At 72.1% G+C, this 18948-nt stretch carries 14 protein-coding genes; 4 read left to right on the forward strand and 10 right to left on the reverse strand.

Features of this window, described 5'->3' with window-relative positions; translation table 11 throughout:
* Window positions 1-245: 245 nt before the first annotated feature.
* From B100_RS0100720 to rsmH, 10 genes are all read right to left on the reverse strand, one after another.
* Window positions 246-1040: a cell division protein FtsQ/DivIB gene (locus B100_RS0100720; protein WP_024882555.1), complete on the reverse strand. Its 795-nt coding sequence runs from the start codon at window positions 1038-1040 to the stop codon at window positions 246-248.
* A gap of 25 nt (window positions 1041-1065) precedes the next feature.
* Window positions 1066-2160, reverse strand: a complete 1095-nt coding sequence (murG, locus tag B100_RS0100725; protein ID WP_024882556.1) for an undecaprenyldiphospho-muramoylpentapeptide beta-N-acetylglucosaminyltransferase — start codon at window positions 2158-2160, stop codon at window positions 1066-1068.
* A gap of 6 nt (window positions 2161-2166) precedes the next feature.
* Entirely contained in the window at window positions 2167-3519 is a 1353-nt protein-coding gene (ftsW, locus tag B100_RS0100730; RefSeq protein ID WP_024882557.1) for a putative lipid II flippase FtsW, read from the reverse strand.
* Between the two features lie 86 nt (window positions 3520-3605).
* Window positions 3606-5024, reverse strand: coding sequence for a UDP-N-acetylmuramoyl-L-alanine--D-glutamate ligase (murD, locus tag B100_RS0100735; protein WP_024882558.1), 1419 nt, complete (start codon window positions 5022-5024; stop codon window positions 3606-3608).
* On the reverse strand, window positions 5006-6079 hold the full coding sequence (gene mraY / locus B100_RS0100740; RefSeq protein ID WP_024882559.1) for a phospho-N-acetylmuramoyl-pentapeptide-transferase: 1074 nt from the start codon (window positions 6077-6079) through the stop codon (window positions 5006-5008). The genes murD and mraY overlap by 19 nt, the downstream gene beginning before the upstream one ends.
* The gene (locus B100_RS0100745; RefSeq protein ID WP_024882560.1) at window positions 6076-7491 is read right to left on the reverse strand and encodes a UDP-N-acetylmuramoyl-tripeptide--D-alanyl-D-alanine ligase; all 1416 of its coding nucleotides are present in this window, start codon (window positions 7489-7491) and stop codon (window positions 6076-6078) included. The genes mraY and B100_RS0100745 overlap by 4 nt, the downstream gene beginning before the upstream one ends.
* Window positions 7492-7495: 4 nt before the next feature.
* A complete protein-coding gene (locus B100_RS0100750) occupies window positions 7496-9016 on the reverse strand; it encodes a UDP-N-acetylmuramoyl-L-alanyl-D-glutamate--2,6-diaminopimelate ligase (protein ID WP_024882561.1) in 1521 nt (506 codons plus the stop codon).
* A 172-nt stretch (window positions 9017-9188) separates the two neighbouring features.
* A complete protein-coding gene (locus B100_RS0100755) occupies window positions 9189-11147 on the reverse strand; it encodes a penicillin-binding transpeptidase domain-containing protein (RefSeq protein WP_024882562.1) in 1959 nt (652 codons plus the stop codon).
* 5 nt (window positions 11148-11152) lie between these two features.
* Window positions 11153-11647 carry a cell division protein FtsL gene (gene ftsL / locus B100_RS0100760; protein ID WP_024882563.1) on the reverse strand — a complete coding sequence of 165 codons (495 nt, stop codon included), beginning with the start codon at window positions 11645-11647 and terminating at the stop codon, window positions 11153-11155.
* 86 nt (window positions 11648-11733) lie between these two features.
* Window positions 11734-12687 carry a 16S rRNA (cytosine(1402)-N(4))-methyltransferase RsmH gene (gene rsmH, locus B100_RS0100765; RefSeq protein WP_486585574.1) on the reverse strand — a complete coding sequence of 318 codons (954 nt, stop codon included), beginning with the start codon at window positions 12685-12687 and terminating at the stop codon, window positions 11734-11736.
* A 412-nt stretch (window positions 12688-13099) separates the two neighbouring features.
* Between rsmH and B100_RS0100770 the strand changes: the two genes are divergently transcribed.
* From B100_RS0100770 to B100_RS0100785, 4 genes are all read left to right on the forward strand, one after another.
* On the forward strand, window positions 13100-13648 hold the full coding sequence (locus B100_RS0100770) for a beta-class carbonic anhydrase (RefSeq protein WP_024882565.1): 549 nt from the start codon (window positions 13100-13102) through the stop codon (window positions 13646-13648).
* Between the two features lie 261 nt (window positions 13649-13909).
* Window positions 13910-14980, forward strand: a complete 1071-nt coding sequence (locus tag B100_RS0100775; RefSeq protein ID WP_024882566.1) for an AAA family ATPase — start codon at window positions 13910-13912, stop codon at window positions 14978-14980.
* Window positions 14980-16341, forward strand: coding sequence for a DUF58 domain-containing protein (locus tag B100_RS0100780; RefSeq protein ID WP_024882567.1), 1362 nt, complete (start codon window positions 14980-14982; stop codon window positions 16339-16341). Before B100_RS0100775 ends, B100_RS0100780 begins: the two co-directional genes overlap by 1 nt.
* Window positions 16338-18725 (forward strand): transglutaminase TgpA family protein, encoded by a 2388-nt coding sequence (locus B100_RS0100785; protein ID WP_024882568.1) that lies wholly within the window; start codon window positions 16338-16340, stop codon window positions 18723-18725. The genes B100_RS0100780 and B100_RS0100785 overlap by 4 nt, the downstream gene beginning before the upstream one ends.
* The last annotated feature ends 223 nt before the right edge of the window (window positions 18726-18948 follow it).

Here is an 18948-nt window from a genome sequence, read left to right on the forward strand (position 1 = left end):
GAGCACTTGCTGCCCCGCGTTCCGACGACTGATGCCGAATGGGACGGTCCGTATCGCCGACCCGAACCCTAACGTTGAAGTTTAGGGTTACCAGTGTGTCTGTTCCCTGGAGTCTTCTGAACAGGACACTAAGTCGACACGTGGCGCACGTTCAACGAACACGCCGAACCTCCCGTTTTTCTTTTCACCCTATGTGATCAGCCGTGTCGCTGCCCAACCAGGGTGCTGGCCTGCGCTGATGTGCGTCAACTCCCTGATGACGCGGGAGCGCTGGGAACGCTGACGTCGAAGTGCCGCGCACCGGGCTCCGCTTTCATCAGCGCGGTGAGTGCGCGGCCCTTACGCTTACCCTTCTCGCCGCTTCCCCAGTCGACCGTACGGCCGTCGGTCAGTTCCAGCGAGATGGCGTCGTAGGAACGGACCTTGACACTCCGGGTGGCGGGGATCAGGGACTCGGGGACGGCGCCGGCCACGCGTACCGCCTCGCGCACCAGCCGGTCCTCGCCGAAGCGCCGGTGGCTGGCGGCCGCAGAACCGGTACGGGCGATGTCCAGTTCCAGGGCGGGCACCCCTTTGGGTGCCTTGTCGACCGTGGCGAACCGCACGCCGTCGTCGTCCACTTCGACGAACTTCCCGCCCTGGTGGACGAGGAGGACGGGGGTGCGCTCCGTGACGTTCAGCTTGATCTCGTCCGGCCAGGAAAGGATCACGTCGATGGTGTCGATCCGGGGCAGTTTCTCCGCGGCCCGCCTCTCGATCGCCCCGGTGTCCACCGAGACGAGCTGTTCTCCGAGGGGAACGTCGGCCGCCTCACGCACCTGAGCGGGCGTCAGGACGTCGGTCCCCGACACCGAGACGCGTTCCACGCGGACCAGATCCGATCCGTAGAGCAGCCAGAAGGTGCCGCTGCCGAGGAACACGAGCACGACCGCCGATGCGATGATCAGACGAAGACGCCGTCGGCGTACGGCCCGTAGGGGCGGCGGGCCGGACGACTCCCGCTTGCGTTCACCGCGCTCGGCGGTCGTCGATCCGGCCACGCTCCCTGCCTTCCGTCACATGCCTCTAGCTGTGGGCACGGGCGGCGATCGCCTCGTACACCATGCCGACGAGCAGGTCGTCGGCGTCCCGGCGGCCGAACTCGGCGGCGGACCGGGACATCTCGTACAGCCGGTGCGGGTCGGCCAGCACGGGCAGCACGTTCTGCTGGATCCACTCCGGCGTCAGCTCCGCGTCGTCGACCAGCAGTCCGCCGCCGGCCTTGACCACCGGCTGGGCGTTGAGCCGCTGTTCGCCGTTGCCGATGGGCAGCGGGACGTAGGCGGCGGGCAGTCCGACGGCGGAGAGCTCGGCGACGGTCATCGCACCCGCGCGGCAGAGCATCATGTCCGCCGCCGCGTACGCGAGGTCCATCCGGTCCAGGTAACTTACCGGGATGTAGGGGGGCATGCCCGGCATCTGCTGCACCTGCGGCAGTTCGTTCTTCGGGCCGACCGCGTGCAGGATCTGGATGCCGGCCTGCTGCAGCCACGGAGCGACCTGCTGCACCACCTCGTTGAGCCGGCGGGCGCCCTGCGAACCGCCCGAGACCAGCAGGGTCGGCAGGTTGGGGTCGAGACCGAACGCGGCGCGCGCCTCGGGGCGCACGGCGGCACGGTCCAGGGTGGCGACGGAGCGGCGCAGCGGGATGCCGATGTAGCGGGAGTTGCGGAGCTTGCTGTCCGGGGTGGAGACGGCGACCTGGGCCGCGTACCGGGAGCCGATCTTGTTGGCCAGGCCGGGGCGGGCGTTGGCCTCGTGCACCACGATCGGCACGCCGAGGCGCTTGGCCGCGAGGTAGCCGGGCAGGGCGACGTAGCCGCCGAAGCCGACCACGGCGTCGGCCCGGGTGCGCTCCAGGATCTGCTCGGTCGCCTTGATGGTGCCGCGCAGCCGGCCCGGGACGGTGATCAGCTCGGGGGTGGGCTTGCGTGGCAGCGGTACGGCGGGGATCAGCGCCAGTTCGTACCCGCGCTCGGGTACGAGACGGGTCTCCAGGCCGCGCTCCGTGCCCAGGGCCGTGATGCCCACGGTCGGATCCTGCCTGCGCAGCGCGTCCGCGAGGGCGAGCGCGGGCTCGATGTGGCCCGCGGTTCCTCCGCCGGCGAGTACGACATGCACCGAAATTCACCGCTCTCCGGACGTACGCGCCCCCGGGGCACGCCGTCGCATCGTGTTCCATCTCCGGGGCCCCCGAGGACCCCCGATCCGCTTTTTACCAAAGCGGGGTTGCCGCATCGCAAGCGCCATCCGCGCAGCGGGGTCCTCACGCGCGAAGGCGATCAGCAACCCGATGGCGAACATGGTCGGCAGCAGGGCGGACCCGCCGTAGGAGAACAGCGGGAGGGGGACACCGGCGATCGGCAGCAGACCGAGCACCGCACCGATGTTGATCACGGCCTGCGCCGTGATCCAGGTGGTCACGCCTCCCGCGGCATACCTGACGAAGGGGTCCTCCGTGCGTCCGGCCACGCGGATACCCGCATAGCCTAGAGCCGCGAACAGGGCGAGCACCGACAGCGTCCCCGTCAGGCCCAGTTCCTCACCGGTGACGGCGAAGATGAAGTCCGTGTGCGCTTCGGGTAGTTCGCCCCATTTCTCCAGGCTCGCTCCGAGCCCGGAGCCGAAGATCCCGCCGGAGGCGAGGGCGTAGATGCCGTGCACGGCCTGCCAGCAGTCGACCGGTCCCGTCTGGGGTTCGGTGGCGCCCAGACAGGCGAGCCGGGCCATGCGGTTGGGGCTGGTGCGGATCAGGATCGCGCCGAGCAGCGCGGCGATCGACAGCACCCCGACGAACAGCCGGGTGGGCGCTCCGGCCAGCCACAGCAGGCCGAAGAGGATCGCGGTGAGAATGATCGCGGTGCCCATGTCGCCGCCGAGCATGATGAGCCCCAGCAGCATGAAGGCGGCCGGCACCAGCGGCACCAGCATGTGCTTCCACTGGGTCAGCAGCCGCTTGTCCTGTTTGCGGGCGAGCAGGTCGGCGCCCCACAGCACCAGCGCCAGCTTGCCGAACTCGCTGGGCTGGAGCTGGAAGCTTCCGCCGAGGGAGAGCCAGTTCTGGTTGCCGTTGACCGCGACTCCTATCCCCGGCACCTGCACCAGGGCCATCAGGAAGACGGCCCCCGCGAGGATGGGGTAGGCGAGCGCCCGGTGCAGCTTCACCGGCATCCGTGAGGCCACCAGCAGCAGCACGCCGCCGATGACGGCGGCCAGCAGCTGCTTGCGGAAGAAGTACGAGCCGGGCAGCGACATCTGCAGCGCCGTGATCTGGGAGGCCGAGTAGACCATCACCAGACCCAGCACGGTGATCAGCAGGCTGCCGCCGAGGATCACGTAGTAGGCGGTCAGCGGCCGGTCCCAGGCTCTGCGCGCCCGGGTGACCGTGGTGCGCAGCGGGTTCTCGCGCGGCGGGCGGGGCGCGGCGGGGCGCCGGGCGGCCCGCTGGACGGGCGGCCGGCCGGTACGACTACTGGACATCACGACCTCCGCGGTACGCCGGCCAACAGGTCCTGGACGGTCCCACGCGTCCCTCCCAAGGTCGCCCGGCGCCGGGGCGGCCGGGGTCAGGCGCCGAGCTCGCGCACCGCCTGGGCGAACGCGTCACCGCGCTTGTTGTAGTTGGCGAACATGTCCATCGAGGCGCAGGCCGGGGCCAGCAGCACCGTGTCACCGGGGCGTGCGAGCCGCCGCGCCTCCTGGACCGCCTCGAGCATCGCCCCAGTGTCGGTCCGCCCGAGGTCGACGACGGGTACCTCGGGGGCGTGTCGCGCCAGGGCTTCGCGGATCAGCTCGCGGTCCCGGCCGATCAGCACGGCGCCGCGCAGCCGCTTCGCCGCGTCCGCGACGAGTTCGTCGAAGGTGGCGCCCTTGGCGAGTCCGCCCGCGATCCACACCACGGAGTCGTAGGCAGCCAACGAGGCCTGCGCGGCATGGGTGTTGGTGGCCTTGGAGTCGTCCACGTAGGCCACGCCGTCCAGGTCGGCGACGTGCGCGATGCGGTGGGCGTCGGGGGTGAAGGCCCGCAGTCCGTCCCGTACGGCGATCGCGGGCACCCCGTAGGCCCGCGCGAGCGCCGCCGCGGCGAGGGCGTTGGCGATGTTGTGCGGGGCGGCCGGCTTCACGTCGGCGACCTCGGCGAGCTCCTGGGCGTTCTTGTGCCGGTTCTCCACGAACGCGCGGTCGACCAGGATGCCCTCGACGACGCCGAGTTGGGAGGGGCCGGGGGTGCCGAGGGTGAAGCCGACCGCCCGGCAGCCCTCCTCGACGTCGGCCTCGCGGACCAGGTCCTCGGTAGCCTTGTCGGCCGTGTTGTAGACGCAGGCGATCCGGTTGCCCTCGTAGATGCGGCCCTTGTCCTTGGCGTACGCCTCCATGGAGCCGTGCCAGTCGAGGTGGTCGGGCGCCAGGTTGAGGACGGCGGCGGAGTGGGCACGCAGGGAGGGCGCCCAGTGGAGCTGGTAGCTGGACAGCTCCACGGCGAGCACGTCGTACTCCTCGTCGCCGAGCACCGCGTCGAGGAGGGAGACGCCGATGTTGCCCACCGCGGCGGTGCGCAGGCCCGCCGCCTCCAGGATGGAGGCGAGCATCTGCACCGTGGTGGTCTTGCCGTTGGTGCCGGTGACCGCGAGCCAGTCGGCCGCGCCGGGCTTCCTGAGCCGCCAGGCGAGTTCGACGTCGCCCCACACCGGCACGCCGGCCGCGTCCGCCGCCGCGAACAGCGGCTTGTCCGGCTTCCAGCCGGGGGCGGTGACGATCAGCTCGGTGCCGTCGGGCAGGGTGTCGCCGTCGCCGAGGCGGACGGTGACACCGAGCGCCTCCAGTTCCGCCGCCTGCTCGCGTGCGCGGGCGTCGTCGCCGTCGTTGACGACGGTGACCTTCGCGCCGAGTCCGTGCAGCGCCCTGGCCGCCGGGACACCCGAGACGCCGAGTCCGGCGACGGTGACGTGCTTGCCCTGCCAGTCGGTCACTTGTCCGCTGCCCATCCCGCGTAGAAGAGGCCCAGTCCGACGATCACGCAGATGCCCTGGATGATCCAGAAGCGGACCACCACAAGGACTTCGGACCAGCCTTTGAGTTCGAAGTGGTGCTGGAGTGGCGCCATCCGGAAGACACGTTTCCCGGTGAGCCGGAACGAGCCGACCTGGATGACCACCGACATCGTGATGAGGACGAACAGGCCGCCGAGGATGGCGAGCAGCAGCTCGGTGCGGGAGCAGATCGCCAGACCCGCGAGCACACCGCCGAGCGCCAGCGAACCGGTGTCACCCATGAAGATCTTGGCCGGCGAGGTGTTCCACCACAGGAAGCCCAGGCAGGCGCCCATCAGCGCGGAGGAGACCACCGCGAGGTCCAGCGGGTCGCGCACCTCGTAGCAGGCGCCCGGGTTGGTCAGGGTGTCGCCGTTGGCGCAGGACTCCTGGAACTGCCAGACGCCGATGAAGGTGTAGGCGCCGAAGACCAGGACGGAGGCGCCGGTGGCGAGGCCGTCCAGACCGTCGGTGAGGTTCACGCCGTTGGACATGGCGAGGATCATGAACAGCGCCCAGACCACGAACAGCACCGGGCCGATGGTCCAGCCGAAGTCGGTGATGAACGACAGCTTGGTGGAGGCCGGGGTCTGCCCGCGGGAGTCCGCGAACTGCAGCGAGAGCACCGCGAAGGCGATGCCGACGATCAGCTGGCCGGCCATCTTCGCCTTGGCCCGCAGACCCAGCGAACGCCGCTTGACGATCTTGATGTAGTCGTCGAGGAAGCCGACCATGCCCATGCCCACCATGAGGCCGAGCACCAGCAGCCCGGAGAACGTGGGGGGTTTGCCGGTGATCACCTTGGACAGGAAGTACGCGGCGACCGTCGCCAGGATGAAGGCGATACCGCCCATCGTCGGCGTACCGCGCTTGCTGGCGTGCTCGCGCGGGCCGTCGTCACGGATGTACTGCCCGTATCCCTTGCGGGCGAGCAGCTTGATCAGCAGCGGGGTGCCGACCAGGGTCAGGAAGAGGCCAATGACTCCTGCGAACAGGATCTGATTCATCATCGGGCGGAGACCTCACCCTCGGCACCGGTCTCGAGCAGCGCCTGCGCCACGCTCTCGAGCCCGACCGAACGGGATGCCTTCACGAGTACGACATCCCCCGGGCGCAATTCGCTGCGCAACAGGTCGACCGCCGCCTGTGCGTCGGACACGTGCACCGACTCCTCACCCCACGAACCCTCGTTATATGCGCCCAGTTGCAGCCAGGCGGCTTCCCTGCCCCCGACCGCGACGAGCTTGCTGACGTTGAGCCGGACGGCGAGCCGTCCGACCGCGTCGTGCTCGGCGAGCGCCTCGTCCCCGAGCTCGGCCATCTTGCCGAGCACCGCCCACGTACGACGCCCGTTGCCCATCGCCGCCAGCGCGCGCAGCGCGGCCTTCATGGACTCGGGGTTCGCGTTGTAGGCGTCGTTGACGACCGTCACGCCGTCCGGTCGCTCGGTGACCTCCATGCGCCAGCGGGAGAGGGAGCCCGCCTCGGAGAGCGCACGGGCGATCTCGTCTGCGGACATGCCCAACTCGTGGGCGACGGCGGCCGCGGCGAGCGCGTTCGACACGTGATGCTCACCGTACAGGCGCATGGTCACATCGCATGCACCGGAGGGTGTGTGAAGCCTGAAGGAGGGCTGTCCGCTGTCCGTGAGTCGCACGTTCTCGGCGGAGACGTCCGCTTCGCCGGACTCTCCGAATAGGATCACCTTCGCCTTCGTACGGGAGGCCATCGCCCGGACGTAGGGGTCGTCCGCGTTGAGGACCGCGACGCCGCCCTCCTCGGCCGGGGGCAGGGCCTCCACGAGTTCGCCCTTGGCCTGGGCGATCTGCTCGCGCCCGCCGAACTCGCCGATGTGGGCGGAGCCGACGTTCAGCACGAGACCGATCCTCGGCGGCGTCAGACCGGTGAGGTAGCGGATGTGGCCGATGCCGCGCGCCCCCATCTCCAGCACGAGGAACTTCGTCTCCTCGGTGGCGGTGAGCGCGGTCAGCGGCAGCCCGATCTCGTTGTTGAGGGAGCCGGGGGTGAAGACGGTCGGCGCCTTGCTCCGCAGCACCTGGGCGATGAGGTCCTTGGTGCTGGTCTTGCCGGCCGAGCCGGTGAGGGCGACGAGGGTGGCGCCGAGCCGGCGGACGACGTGCCGGGCGAGAGCGCCCAGGGCGGCCTGGACGTCCTCCACGACGATCGCGGGGACCCCGACGGGCCGGGAGGCGAGCACGGCGACCGCACCCGCCTCGACGACCTGGGCCGCGTAGTCGTGCCCGTCCACGCGCTCGCCGACGAAGGCGACGAAGAGGCTGCCCGGGCCCGCTTCCCGCGAGTCCCGGACCACCTCACCGGTGACCCGGACGGAAGGGTCCGGTATGTCGTGCGTCTGCCCGCCGACGACTTCTGCGATCTCGGCGAGGGAGAGGGCGATCACAAGTTCATCCCTGGGTCTTCTTGATGGCTTCGCGAAGCACCTGGCGGTCGTCGAAGGGACGCACCACCCCGGCGATGTCCTGTCCCAGCTCGTGGCCCTTGCCGGCGACCAGCACGGTGTCGCCGGGCTCGGCCCGGGCGACGGCGGCGGCGATCGCGGCGGCGCGGTCCTCGAAGACCTGGACCTCGCCGCGCTGATGGGCGGGCACCGCGGCCGCGCCCAGCAGCATGGCGGCGAGAATCGCCAGCGGGTCCTCGGAGCGGGGGTTGTCGGAGGTCAGTACGGCGGTGTCGGCGAGCCGCGCGGCGGCGGCGCCCATCGGCTCCCGCTTGGTGACGTCACGGTCGCCGCCGCAGCCGAGCACGATGTGCACCCGCCCCTCGGTCACCTTGCGCAGGGCGCGCAGCACCGACTCCACGGCGTCCGTCTTGTGGGCGTAGTCCACGACCGCGAGGTAGGGCTGGCCCTCGTCGACGCGCTCCAGGCGGCCGGGCACGCCCGGCACGGCGGCCACGCCGTCGGCGGCGGACTGCGGGTCGAGTCCGGCGGCGGCCAGCGCGACGATCGCGGCCAGGGAGTTGGCCACGTTGAAGGGGCCCGGCAGCGGCGAACGGGCGGTGACGCGCTCGCCCTTGGGACCGACCACGGTGAACGTGGAGTCCAGCGGGCCGACCTCGACGTCCTCGGCGCGCCAGTCGGCGTCCGGGTGCCCCTCGGCGGAGTAGGTGACGACCGGGACGCCGGCCTCCTTGACCAGGCGGCGGCCGTACTCGTCGTCGACGTTGACCACGCCGAGCCGGCTGCGGGCCGGGGTGAACAGCTGCGCCTTGGCCTGGAAGTAGTCCTCCATCCCGGAGTGGAACTCCATGTGCTCCGGGCTGAGGTTGGTGAAGACGGCGATGTCGAAGACACAGCCGTCGACCCGGCCGAGGACCAGGGCGTGGCTGGAGACCTCCATGGCGACCGCGTCGGTGCCGCGCTCGCGCATCACCGCGAACAGCGCCTGCAGGTCGGTGGCCTCGGGCGTGGTGCGCTCCGACTTGATGCGCTCGTCGCCGATGCGCATCTCGACGGTGCCGATCAGCCCCGTGCTGCGGACGGTCCGCAGACCGCCCTCGACGAGGTAGGCGGTGGTGGTCTTGCCGGAGGTGCCGGTGATGCCGATCTGGAGCAGATCGCGGCCGGGGTGACCGTAGATGGTGGCGGCCAGTTCGCCCATCCGGGCCCGCGGGTCGTCCACGACCAGCGCGGGCAGCCCGGTCGCGGCGACGCGTTCGGCGCCGGCCGGGTCGGTCAGCACGGCGGCGGCGCCGAGGCCCGCGGCCTGGGTGACGAAGTCGGCGCCGTGGGCGCGGGCGCCCGGCAGCGCGGCGTACAGGTCGCCGGGGCGGACGGCGCGCGAGTCGTGGGTGATGCCCGTGACCTCGGCGGCCTGCTCCGGGGCGGGGACACCCAGCTGACCGGCGAGTTCCGCGAGGGTCGTGGCGGAGACCCGGTCCGGACGGGGCGGTCCCGGATATGTCACGGGGTGGCCCTTCTGGGTGGTTTGGGACTGATCAGCGTGTGGCACGGCGGTGAGCGTACCGGGCGTACCGGCCGGTGGGCCAAGTGAGGGGCGGGGGGTGCGCTGGTTCCCGGGGTCGGGGGTGATCGTTGTCACGAGGTGGTTCCTGGTGGCTCGGTGCTCGGTACGGGGGTCAGGGCTGGTAGGTGACCGGCAGGGCGGCGGGGGCGGCGCCGGTGGGGGGCACCTGGAGGGTCTTCAGGGAGAACTCCATGACCTGCTTGAAGACGGGGCCGCAGATCTGGCCGCCGAAGTAGCTGCCCTGGGTGGCGTTCTGGATGACGCAGTAGACGGTGACCCGGGGCTTGTCGGCGGGCGCGAACCCGGCGAAGGACGAGGTGTAGCCGTGGTACTTGCCGGTGGCCGGATCCACCCGGTTCGCCGTACCCGTCTTGCCCGCGACCCGGTAGCCCGGGATGCGCGCCTTGGTTCCGGTTCCCTCCTCGTCGTCGACGACCGACTCCAGCATCCGCGCGAGGGTCTTCGCCGTCTTCTCGCTGACGACGCGGGTCTCCTTGGGCTTCGGGGCGGGGGTGAAGCGTCCGTCGGCTCCCTTCGAGCCGCGTACGAGGGTGGGTTCGACGCGGACGCCGCCGTTGGCGATGGTCGAGTAGACGGACGCGGCCTGCATCGCGTTGATGGAGACGCCCTGGCCGAAAGGGATCGTGTACTGCTGCGAGGTGGACCAGTCGTCCGGCGGGGCCAGGATGCCCTTGGTCTCGCCGGGGAAGCCCAGCCCGGTGTGGCTGCCCAGGCCGAACCTGCGCAGGTAGTCGTACAGCACCTTGTTGGCCTGGCCCTGGGTTTTGCCGAGCTGCCCGGTGGCGAGGATGGTGCCGATGTTGCTGGACTTGGCGAGGACGCCGTTGAGCGTCAGGTACCAGGTCGGGTGGTCGATGTCGTCCTTGAACAGCCGGTCGCCGCGGTGCAGCCGGTTGGGCACCACGACGTGGGTCCCGGGGGTGGCGGCGTCCTCCTCGAGGACGGCCGCCATGGACAGCACCTTGGCCGTGGAGCCCGGTTCGAAGGCGTCCTGGAGGGCCGCGTTGCCGAGCGTCTTCGGGTCGGCCTCGGACAGGTCGTTGGGGTCGAAGCCGGGGGCGTTGGCCATCGCGAGGACCTCACCGGTGCGGGTGTCCTGCACGATGACGTAGCCGCGGTCGGCCGCCGACTCCTCCACCTGCTTGCTGATGGCGTTCTGCGCGGCCCACTGGATGTCGCGGTCGATGGTGAGCTCGATGTCGCTGCCGGGCACCGCCGGGGTCTCCGTGGAGCCCGCGGTGGGGACCAGACGGCCGCCGGACTGGGCGTAGCGGATCTTGCCGTCCTCGCCGGCCAGCCGCTTCTCCAGCTGCAGCTCCACGCCGCCGCTGCCCTTGCCCTCGGCGTTGACCCAGCCCAGTATCCCGGCGGCGAGCTCGTTGTTCGGGTACACCCGCTTGCTGGTCGGCACGGAGAAGACGCCGGCCAGCGCGTTGACGGTGGACGGGTCGGTCTCGGCCTTCTTCGCCAGGGCGGCCCTGAGGTCCTTGATCTGCTTCCAGACCTGCGGGGTCTGCCGGCCAGCCAGTTTCACGTAGCGCAGGGACGGGTTGTCCGGGCGCAGCTTGCGGACCAGTTCCTCCTGGTCGGCGCCGAGGATCGGGGCGAGCAGGGCGGCGGCCTGTTCGGGGCCGTCGGTGACCTTCAGCTCGTCCGGCGCGAACATCGTGGGGTCGGCGGTGATGTCGTAGGCGTCCTCGCTGGTGGCGAGGGCCACGCCGTTGCGGTCGGTGATCTCGCCGCGTTCGGCGGCCAGCACCTGGCCCACGTAGCGGTTGCGCTCGGCCTTGCCGGCGTAGGTGCTCGCGTCGACGGCCTGGACCTGGAACAGGCGGACGACGAAGGCGAGCATGACGAGGGTGAGGCCCACGCCTACCAGGCGCAGCCGGGGGCGCGGGCTGCCCAGCCGGATGATCTTCGGGGCGCCGGGGCGCGGTCCGCCCGCCCGGCGGGCCGGGCGGCCGCCGGGGCCGGTGCGGCCCCGGGCGGCCGGACGGACGGGCCGGGCGGGTCCGGGCACCCGGCGGCGGGGCGGTTCCCTGTCGGACACTTCCGTCACCTGCCGGGGGTCGTTGCGTGCGGGGAACGGGGGGCGGACGCCGAGGCGGGGGGCGGGGCCGTCGCCGTGGCCAGCGCCTCGGGGGCGAGGACCAGGGGGGCGCGGGCGCCGGAGACCTCGCTGGGCACGCCCTTGACCTTGCCGTCGGGGCCGAGGAAGGCGGGGTCGCCGCCGGGCACCATGCCCAGCTCGCGGGCGCGGCGCTGGAGGGCGTCGGGGGCGGAGTAGGCGTCGATGTCTCGCTGCAGGGCCTGCTCCTCGTCCGTGAGTTCCTTGGTCTCCTGCTGGAGGTCGTCGAGCCGGAACGCGCCCTCGCTGAGCGCGGAGTTCAGCACCAGCAGGCCGATCAGGCCGCCACCGAGGAGCAGGACCACGAGCAGGACGAAGGGGGTGCGGGCCGCCTGGGCACGGCCGGTGGGCAGCAGGTGCGCGAGCCGGGCCGCTCTCCCCCGCAGCTCGGGCCGCCCCTTCAGTTCGGGTTTCCTACTCACTCACGCTCCCCTGAGTTCGCTCGTCCCGCCCGTCCGCCCGGCCGTCACCCGCCCTCGGGTCCGGCCGGTGCCTCACCGCGGCCGCCTCACTCCACGTCCTCCCGGATCCGCTGCGCGCCGCGCAGCCGCGCGGGGGCCGCGCGGCGGTTCTCGGCGATCTCCTCCTCGGTGGGAAGTTCGGCACCACGCGTGAGCAGCTTGAGCCGCGGCTGGTACTGCTCGGGGACGACCGGCAGCCCGGGCGGGGCGGTGGTGGCGGCGCCCGCCGCGAACACCTGCTTGACCAGCCGGTCCTCCAGGGAGTGGTACGACAGCACGGCGATGCGTCCGCCGACGTCGAGGGTCTTCACGGCCGCCGGGACGGCCCGCTCCAGCACCGACAGCTCGCCGTTGACCTCGATGCGCAGTGCCTGGAAGGTGCGCTTGGCCGGGTTGCCGCCGGTGCGCTTGGCCGCCTGGGGCAGCGCGTCACGGATCAGTTCGACCAGACGGGCGCTGTTGTCGAACGGCTCCTTCTCGCGCTCCCGCACGACCGCGGCGACGATCCGCTTGGCCTGCTTCTCCTCGCCGTAGGCGCGCAGGATGCGGACGAGTTCGCCGGGCGGGTAGGTGTTGAGGACCTCGGCGGCGCTGACGCCGGTCGTCTGGTCCATGCGCATGTCGAGGGGGGCGTCCTGGGCGTAGGCGAAGCCGCGGTCGGCCTCGTCGAGCTGCATGGAGGACACCCCGAGGTCGAACAGGACGCCCTGGACGCGCGCGATGCCGAGGCGGTCGAGGACGTCGGGGAGTTCGTCGTAGACGGCGTGCACCAGGGTGGCCCGCTCGCCGAAGGGGGCGAGCCGCTCGCCGGACAGGCGCAGCGCCTCCTTGTCGCGGTCCAGGGCGACGAGCCGCGCCTCGGGGAAGCGGGTGAGCAGCGCCTCGCTGTGGCCGCCGAGGCCCAGCGTGCAGTCGACCACCACCGCTCCCGGCCGCTCCAGGGCGGGTGCCAACAGGTCCAGGCACCGCTGGAGCATCACCGGGACGTGTCGCTGGCTCAAGAGGCCCTCTCAATTCCGGCACGGCGCTCACGCACTGCCGGGTTCCCGCCCTCCCCGGGTGAGGGGGCGGCCGGCGCCGGAGGCGTCGGCCGGGCGGCGGCGGGAGGAGGCCGAGCCGTACGTACGCGCCGCGCACGCGGGAGATCCCCTGGTCGTGGCCGGGGGATCGGGGAAGTCACAGCGGCGGGCAGTCTCGCCTCCCGCTTCGCGTCACTTTAGTCCACGGTCCGGCCCGGTCAATCAACCGGACTGCGCGTCGCGGCCCGCGCGGGTCAAGGGGTGGATCGGACACATCACCCGGAGGAAGGGGGTCACACCACTCCTGTGGGTTACCTCACACCAAGGTGCGCTGACGTTCTTTGTCGCCTGTCACAGCGGGCCTCACGCCCCTGTGACCATTACCGTCATAGGTATGACGACTTCTGCATCCGTACCCGCCGGTTCCGGAAACGCCGGGGCCGACGCCGGCACCGTGACCGACCGTCTGGTCGAAGCCAACGAGCGTTACGCCCACGCGTTCACCGATCCCGGGATGGACGCCCGTCCCGTCCTCCACGTCGCGGTCGTCGCCTGCATGGACGCCCGCCTCGACCTGCACGACGCGCTGGGCCTCTCCCTGGGTGACTGCCACACCATCCGCAACGCGGGCGGCGTCGTCACCGACGACGTGATCCGCTCGCTGACCATCAGCCAGCGGGCGCTGGGCACGCGCAGCGTGGTCCTCATCCACCACACCAACTGCGGCCTGGAGTCCCTCACCGAGGAGTTCCGGCACGACCTCGAGATGGAGGTGGGACAGCGTCCGGCGTGGGCCGTGGAGGCCTTCCGGGACGTGGACCAGGACGTCCGCCAGTCGATGCAGCGCGTGCGGACCTCGCCGTTCCTGCCGCACACCGACGACGTGCGCGGGTTCGTCTTCGACGTGAAGACGGGTCTGCTGCGCGAGGTCGACCCCACCTGATCCGGCCGTCCGACCCGGGACCGGCCGCACCCGGGGAGCCGTCGAACGTCGTAAGAGCTGACATATCGCTGTCAGTTGTCCACAGGCGAGTGACACGAAACGGTAACGGCGGCAAGAATGCGGAAGTGGTGTCACGCGGAACTTTTCCAGCGTGACACCCGTGATTCGGGGTGGGCCGGTCCGCCGGGCGTGGGATCGGCCGGAACATTTGGGGAACCCCCCGCTTCATTGCGGAGCGCGGGAAAGGCCGAGGAGGGCCGGGTGACGACCTATGACGATCGTGCGAGCCATGGGGGCGCCCCCGACCGGGCATACGGGGCGGTCGGGGAGGACCTGACCGCCGTCGTGGAGCGCGTGCGCGGTTCGGTGGAAGGCGTGATCGAGGGAAAGCCCGAGGTCGTACGGCTCTCGCTGACCGTGCTGCTCGCCGAGGGACATCTGCTCATCGAGGACGTCCCGGGAGTCGGCAAGACGATGCTGGCGAAGGCACTGGCGCGGTCGATCGACTGCTCCGTGCGGCGCATCCAGTTCACACCGGACCTGCTGCCCTCGGACATCACCGGTGTGTCCATCTGGGACCAGCAGCGCCGTGACTTCGAGTTCAAGCCGGGCGCCATCTTCGCCCAGATCGTGATCGGGGACGAGATCAACCGCGCGTCGCCGAAGACGCAGTCGGCGCTGCTGGAGTCGATGGAGGAGCGCCAGGTCACCATCGACGGCAACACTTACGAACTGCCCAGCCCCTTCATGGTGGTGGCGACGCAGAACCCGGTCGAGATGGAGGGCACCTACCCGCTGCCGGAGGCCCAGCGCGACCGTTTCATGGCCCGCGTCTCGGTCGGCTACCCGAGCGCGGAGGCCGAGCTCCAGATGCTCGACGTGCACGGCGGCGTCTCCCCGCTGGAGGACCTCCAGCCGGTGGCGCACGCGCACGACGTCGTGAAGCTGATCGAGGCGGTGCGCGGCGTGTACGTCGCCGAGCCGATCCGCCGGTACGCGGTCGACCTGGTGTCCGCCACGCGCACGCACCCCGATCTCAGACTCGGGGCCTCCCCGCGCGCCACGCTGCATCTGCTGCGCGCGGCGAAGGCGGCGGCGGCCCTCGCGGGCCGTGACTACGCGCTGCCGGACGACGTGCAGGCGCTCGCCGTCGCCGTGCTCGCGCACCGCCTGCTGCCCACCGCCCAGGCCCAGCTCAACCGCCGGACCGCCGAGCAGGTGGTGCAGGAGATCCTGCAGCGCACCACGGTACCCGCGGCCGCCGGCCGGCCCGTCGGGTTCGGCGGCCTGGGCCGCCCGGACTACGGCCAGCAGCCGCCGCGGAGGCTGTGATGACAGCCGTCGGCGCGGTCCACGCCGAGGGCGACCGCGGCGACCGGAGCGGGGTGAGGACCGCCCTGGCGGGGCTCACCACCCGCGGGCGCTCCTTCCTGGCGGCCGGGGTGGCCGCCGCGATCTGCGCGTACGTGCTGGGGCAGAGCGACCTGCTGCGGGTCGGGCTGCTGCTGGCGGGGCTGCCGCTGGTGTGCGCGGCCGTGCTGTACCGCACCCGCTACCGGGTCGCCGGCAGCCGCCGGCTCTCCCCCGGCCGGGTGCCGGCCGGCTCCGAGGCGCGCGTACACCTGCGGATGGACAACGTCTCCCGGATGCCCACCGGGCTGCTGATGCTGCAGGACCGGGTGCCGTACGTCCTCGGCCCGCGACCGCGGTTCGTACTGGACCGGGTGGAGGCGGGCGGACGCCGCGAGGTGTCCTACCGGGTCCGCTCCGACCTGCGCGGCCGCTATCCGCTGGGCCCGCTCCAGCTGAGGCTGTCCGACCCGTTCGGGATGTGCGAGCTGAACCGCTCGTTCTCCACTTTCGACACGCTGACCGTGATCCCCCGCGTGGAGCCGCTGCCGCCGGTGCGGCTGAGCGGCGAGGCCAAGGGGTACGGCGACGGCCGGCAGCGTTCGCTGGCCCTGGCCGGCGAGGACGACGTGATCCCGCGCGGCTACCGCTACGGCGACGACCTGCGCCGGGTCCACTGGCGCTCCACCGCCCGCTACGGCGAGCTGATGGTGCGCCGCGAGGAGCAGCCGCAGCGCGCCCGCTGCACGGTGCTGCTGGACACCCGGGGCATCGCCTACGAGGGCGCGGGACCGGACTCGGCGTTCGAGTGGGCGGTGTCGGGCGCGGCCTCGGTGCTGGTGCACATGCTGGAGCGGGGCTTCTCGGTGCGGCTGTTGACCGACACCGGCAGCGTGGTGCCCGGCGAGGGGTCCGACGGCTTCTCGGGGATCCATCAGGAGTCGGCGGACGCCGCCGGGCTGATGATGGACACGCTGGCCGTGGTGGACCACTCCGACGAGGAGGGCCTGTCCCGCGCCTACGACGTGCTCCGTTCGGGGGGCGAGGGGCTGCTCGTGGCCTTCCTCGGCGACCTGGACGAGGAGCAGGCCGCGGTACTGGCCCGGATGCGGCAGCGCAGCGGGGGCGCCGTCGCGTTCCTGCTGAACAGCGAGGACTGGCTGCGGGAACCGTCGGACGTGCCCGGCGCGTCGGACCCGGGCGAGGAGCGGCTGCGGATGCTGCGCGAGTCGGGGTGGACGGCCGTGGCGGTGCCGCGGGGCGTCCCGGTGGAGCACGTCTGGCGGCAGGCGGACCGTGAGCGCTCGGGCCTGACGGTGGCGAGCGGTGGGGAGGGACCGTGATCAGCGGGCGGGCCAGACTGACGGTGCGCGCGTGGGCGGCCACCCTGCTGGCGGCGTGCGCGCTGCTGCCGCTGGTGGAACCGGCGACCTGGATCCTCCAGGCGGCGCTGCTCCTCGCGGTGCAGGCGGGGGTGGGCGCCGGGGCCCGACGGGTGCCGCTCGGGCGGCCGCTGACGATCCTTGCGCAGGTGGTCGTCACCCTGCTGCTGCTCACCCTGCTGTTCGCGCGGGAGCACGCCGTGGCGGGGCTGATACCCGGCCCGGACGCCCTGCGCTTCTTCGGCGAGTTGCTGGAGCAGGGCGGCAACGACGTCAACCGGTACGCGATACCGGCGCCGCTGACCGACGGCATCCGCCTGATGCTGATCGGCGGTGTCCTCGTCATCGGCCTGCTGGTGGACGCCCTCGCGGTGACCTTCCGCAGCGCCGCACCGGCCGGGCTGCCGCTGCTGGCGCTGTACTCGGTGGCCGCGGGCCTGGCGGACAACGGCATCGACTGGCTGTGGTTCCTGCTGGCGGCGGCCGGTTATCTGATGCTGCTGCTGGCCGAGGGGCGGGACCGGCTCTCCCAGTGGGGCCGGGTGTTCGGCGGAGCGGCCCGGACCCGGGGCGCGGAGACGCCCGGGACGCTGGCACCGGTGCGTTCGGGGCGCAGGATCGGGGTGCTGGCGCTGGGCATCGCCCTGGTGGTGCCGCTGGCCCTGCCCGCGATGGACGGCGGCCTGCTGGACCCCGCCGGCCGGGGGGTCGGCGCGGGCAGCGGCGGGGGCGGCACCATCTCCGCGGTGAACCCGCTGGTGTCGCTGCGCGACTCGCTGAACGTGAACGAGGACCGCCAGGTGCTCTCGGTGCGCACCGAGCTGGCGAACACCTCGGACCTGTACTTGCGCATCGTGTCCCTGGACGACTTCGACGGCACCACGTGGAAGCCGTCGAAGCGGGCCATCACACAGGTGCCGGACGGCTTCCCGATCCCGCCCGGTCTCGGTCCCGACGTCGCGCGCGCGGAGGTCGGCACGATGATCTCCACCGCGGACTGGTACGGCCAGGACTGGCTGCCGATGCCGTACCCGCCGAGCAGCGTGAGCGTGCGGGGCGACTGGCGCTACGAGCCCGTCGGGATGACGCTGGTCGGCGACCACGGACAGAACACCCGGGGGCTGACGTACGAGGTGCGCAGCCTGGACGTGCAGCCCACGGCGGAGCAGCTGGCCGACGCGCCGGAGCCGTCGTCCGCGCTGCTGCGCGAGTACACGGAGCTGCCCGACTCGCTGCCCTCGGTGGTGTTCAGCACCGCGCGTGAGGTGACCGAGGGCGCTCGGACCGCCTACGAGCAGGCGGTCGCCCTCCAGGAGTACTTCACGCTGAACGGCGGCTTCGAGTACGACACCCAGGTGGACGTCGGCAGCGGCTCGGGGGCGATCGCCCGCTTCCTGCGGGACAAGGAGGGCTTCTGCGTCCACTTCTCCTTCGCCATGGCGTCCATGGCGCGTTCGCTGGGCATCCCGGCCCGCGTCGCGGTGGGCTTCGCGCCCGGCACCCCGCAGGCGGACGGCTCGATCTCGGTCGGGCTGCGGGACGCGCACGCCTGGCCCGAGCTGTACTTCGAGGGGGTGGGCTGGACCCGCTTCGAGCCGACCCCGACCCGGGGTTCGACGCCCCCGTACACCGTGCCGGACACGGGGAACGAGGCGGTGCCGGACCCGGCCCGTCCGTCCCAGGCCGCGCCGACCGAGTCGTCGGCGGCGCCGTCGCAGAGCTCGGAGTGCTCGGCGCAGGACAAGAAGCTGGAGGCCTGCGACAGCGAGTCGCCGCAGGCGGCCCTGCCCGCGGGCGGCGACGGCCCGAAGTGGCACGTGGTGCTGCTGTGGGCGCTGGCCGGGCTGCTGGTGCTGGTGCTGCCGCTGGCCCCGATGCTCTGGCGGACCAGGACACGGGCGGTACGGCTCGGCGGTCACGGCCGCTCCGAGGCGGACGCCGTCCCGCATGTGCTGGCCGTCTGGGAGGAGCTGACGGACACGGCGTGGGACCACGGCATCCCGCCGGACGAGTCGCTGACCCCGCGCGGTGCGGCCGACCGGATCGTCCGGTCCGGCCGGCTGGAGGGGGACACGGCGGCGGCGGTGCACCGGGTGGCCGGGGCGGTGGAGCAGGTGCTGTACGCGCCGCGGCCACGGCCGGTCATGGGCCTGGGGGACGACGTGCGCCGTGCGTCGGCCGCGTTGCGGGCGTCGGTGAGCCGCAGGACGCGGCTGCGGGCGGTGCTGGCGCCGCGGTCGGCCGTGCGGGTGGTGTGGGCGGTGTCCGACCGCTGGGTGGTCCTGCGGGACCGTCTCACGGCCCTCCGCCCCGACTGGCACCTCCCCACCCGCCAACGCGGCTGAGGTTCGTTGCAGCCGAGGGCTGCCCCGCTCGTCCGGGTGGGGCAGCCGCGGGCCGTCTTGAGCCGTTCGCGCAGTTCCCCGCGCCCCTGAGGATGCCGCGGTGACCTGCGCCCCTCAGGGGCGCGGGGAACTGCGCGAGCAACCACGACGAGCCGCGGGCAGGATCACGAGCCAGCGCCTGAGGGGCGCGGGGAACTGCGCGAACGGCCACGACGCACCCGCA

The organism is Streptomyces sp. CNH189 (assembly GCF_000527195.1).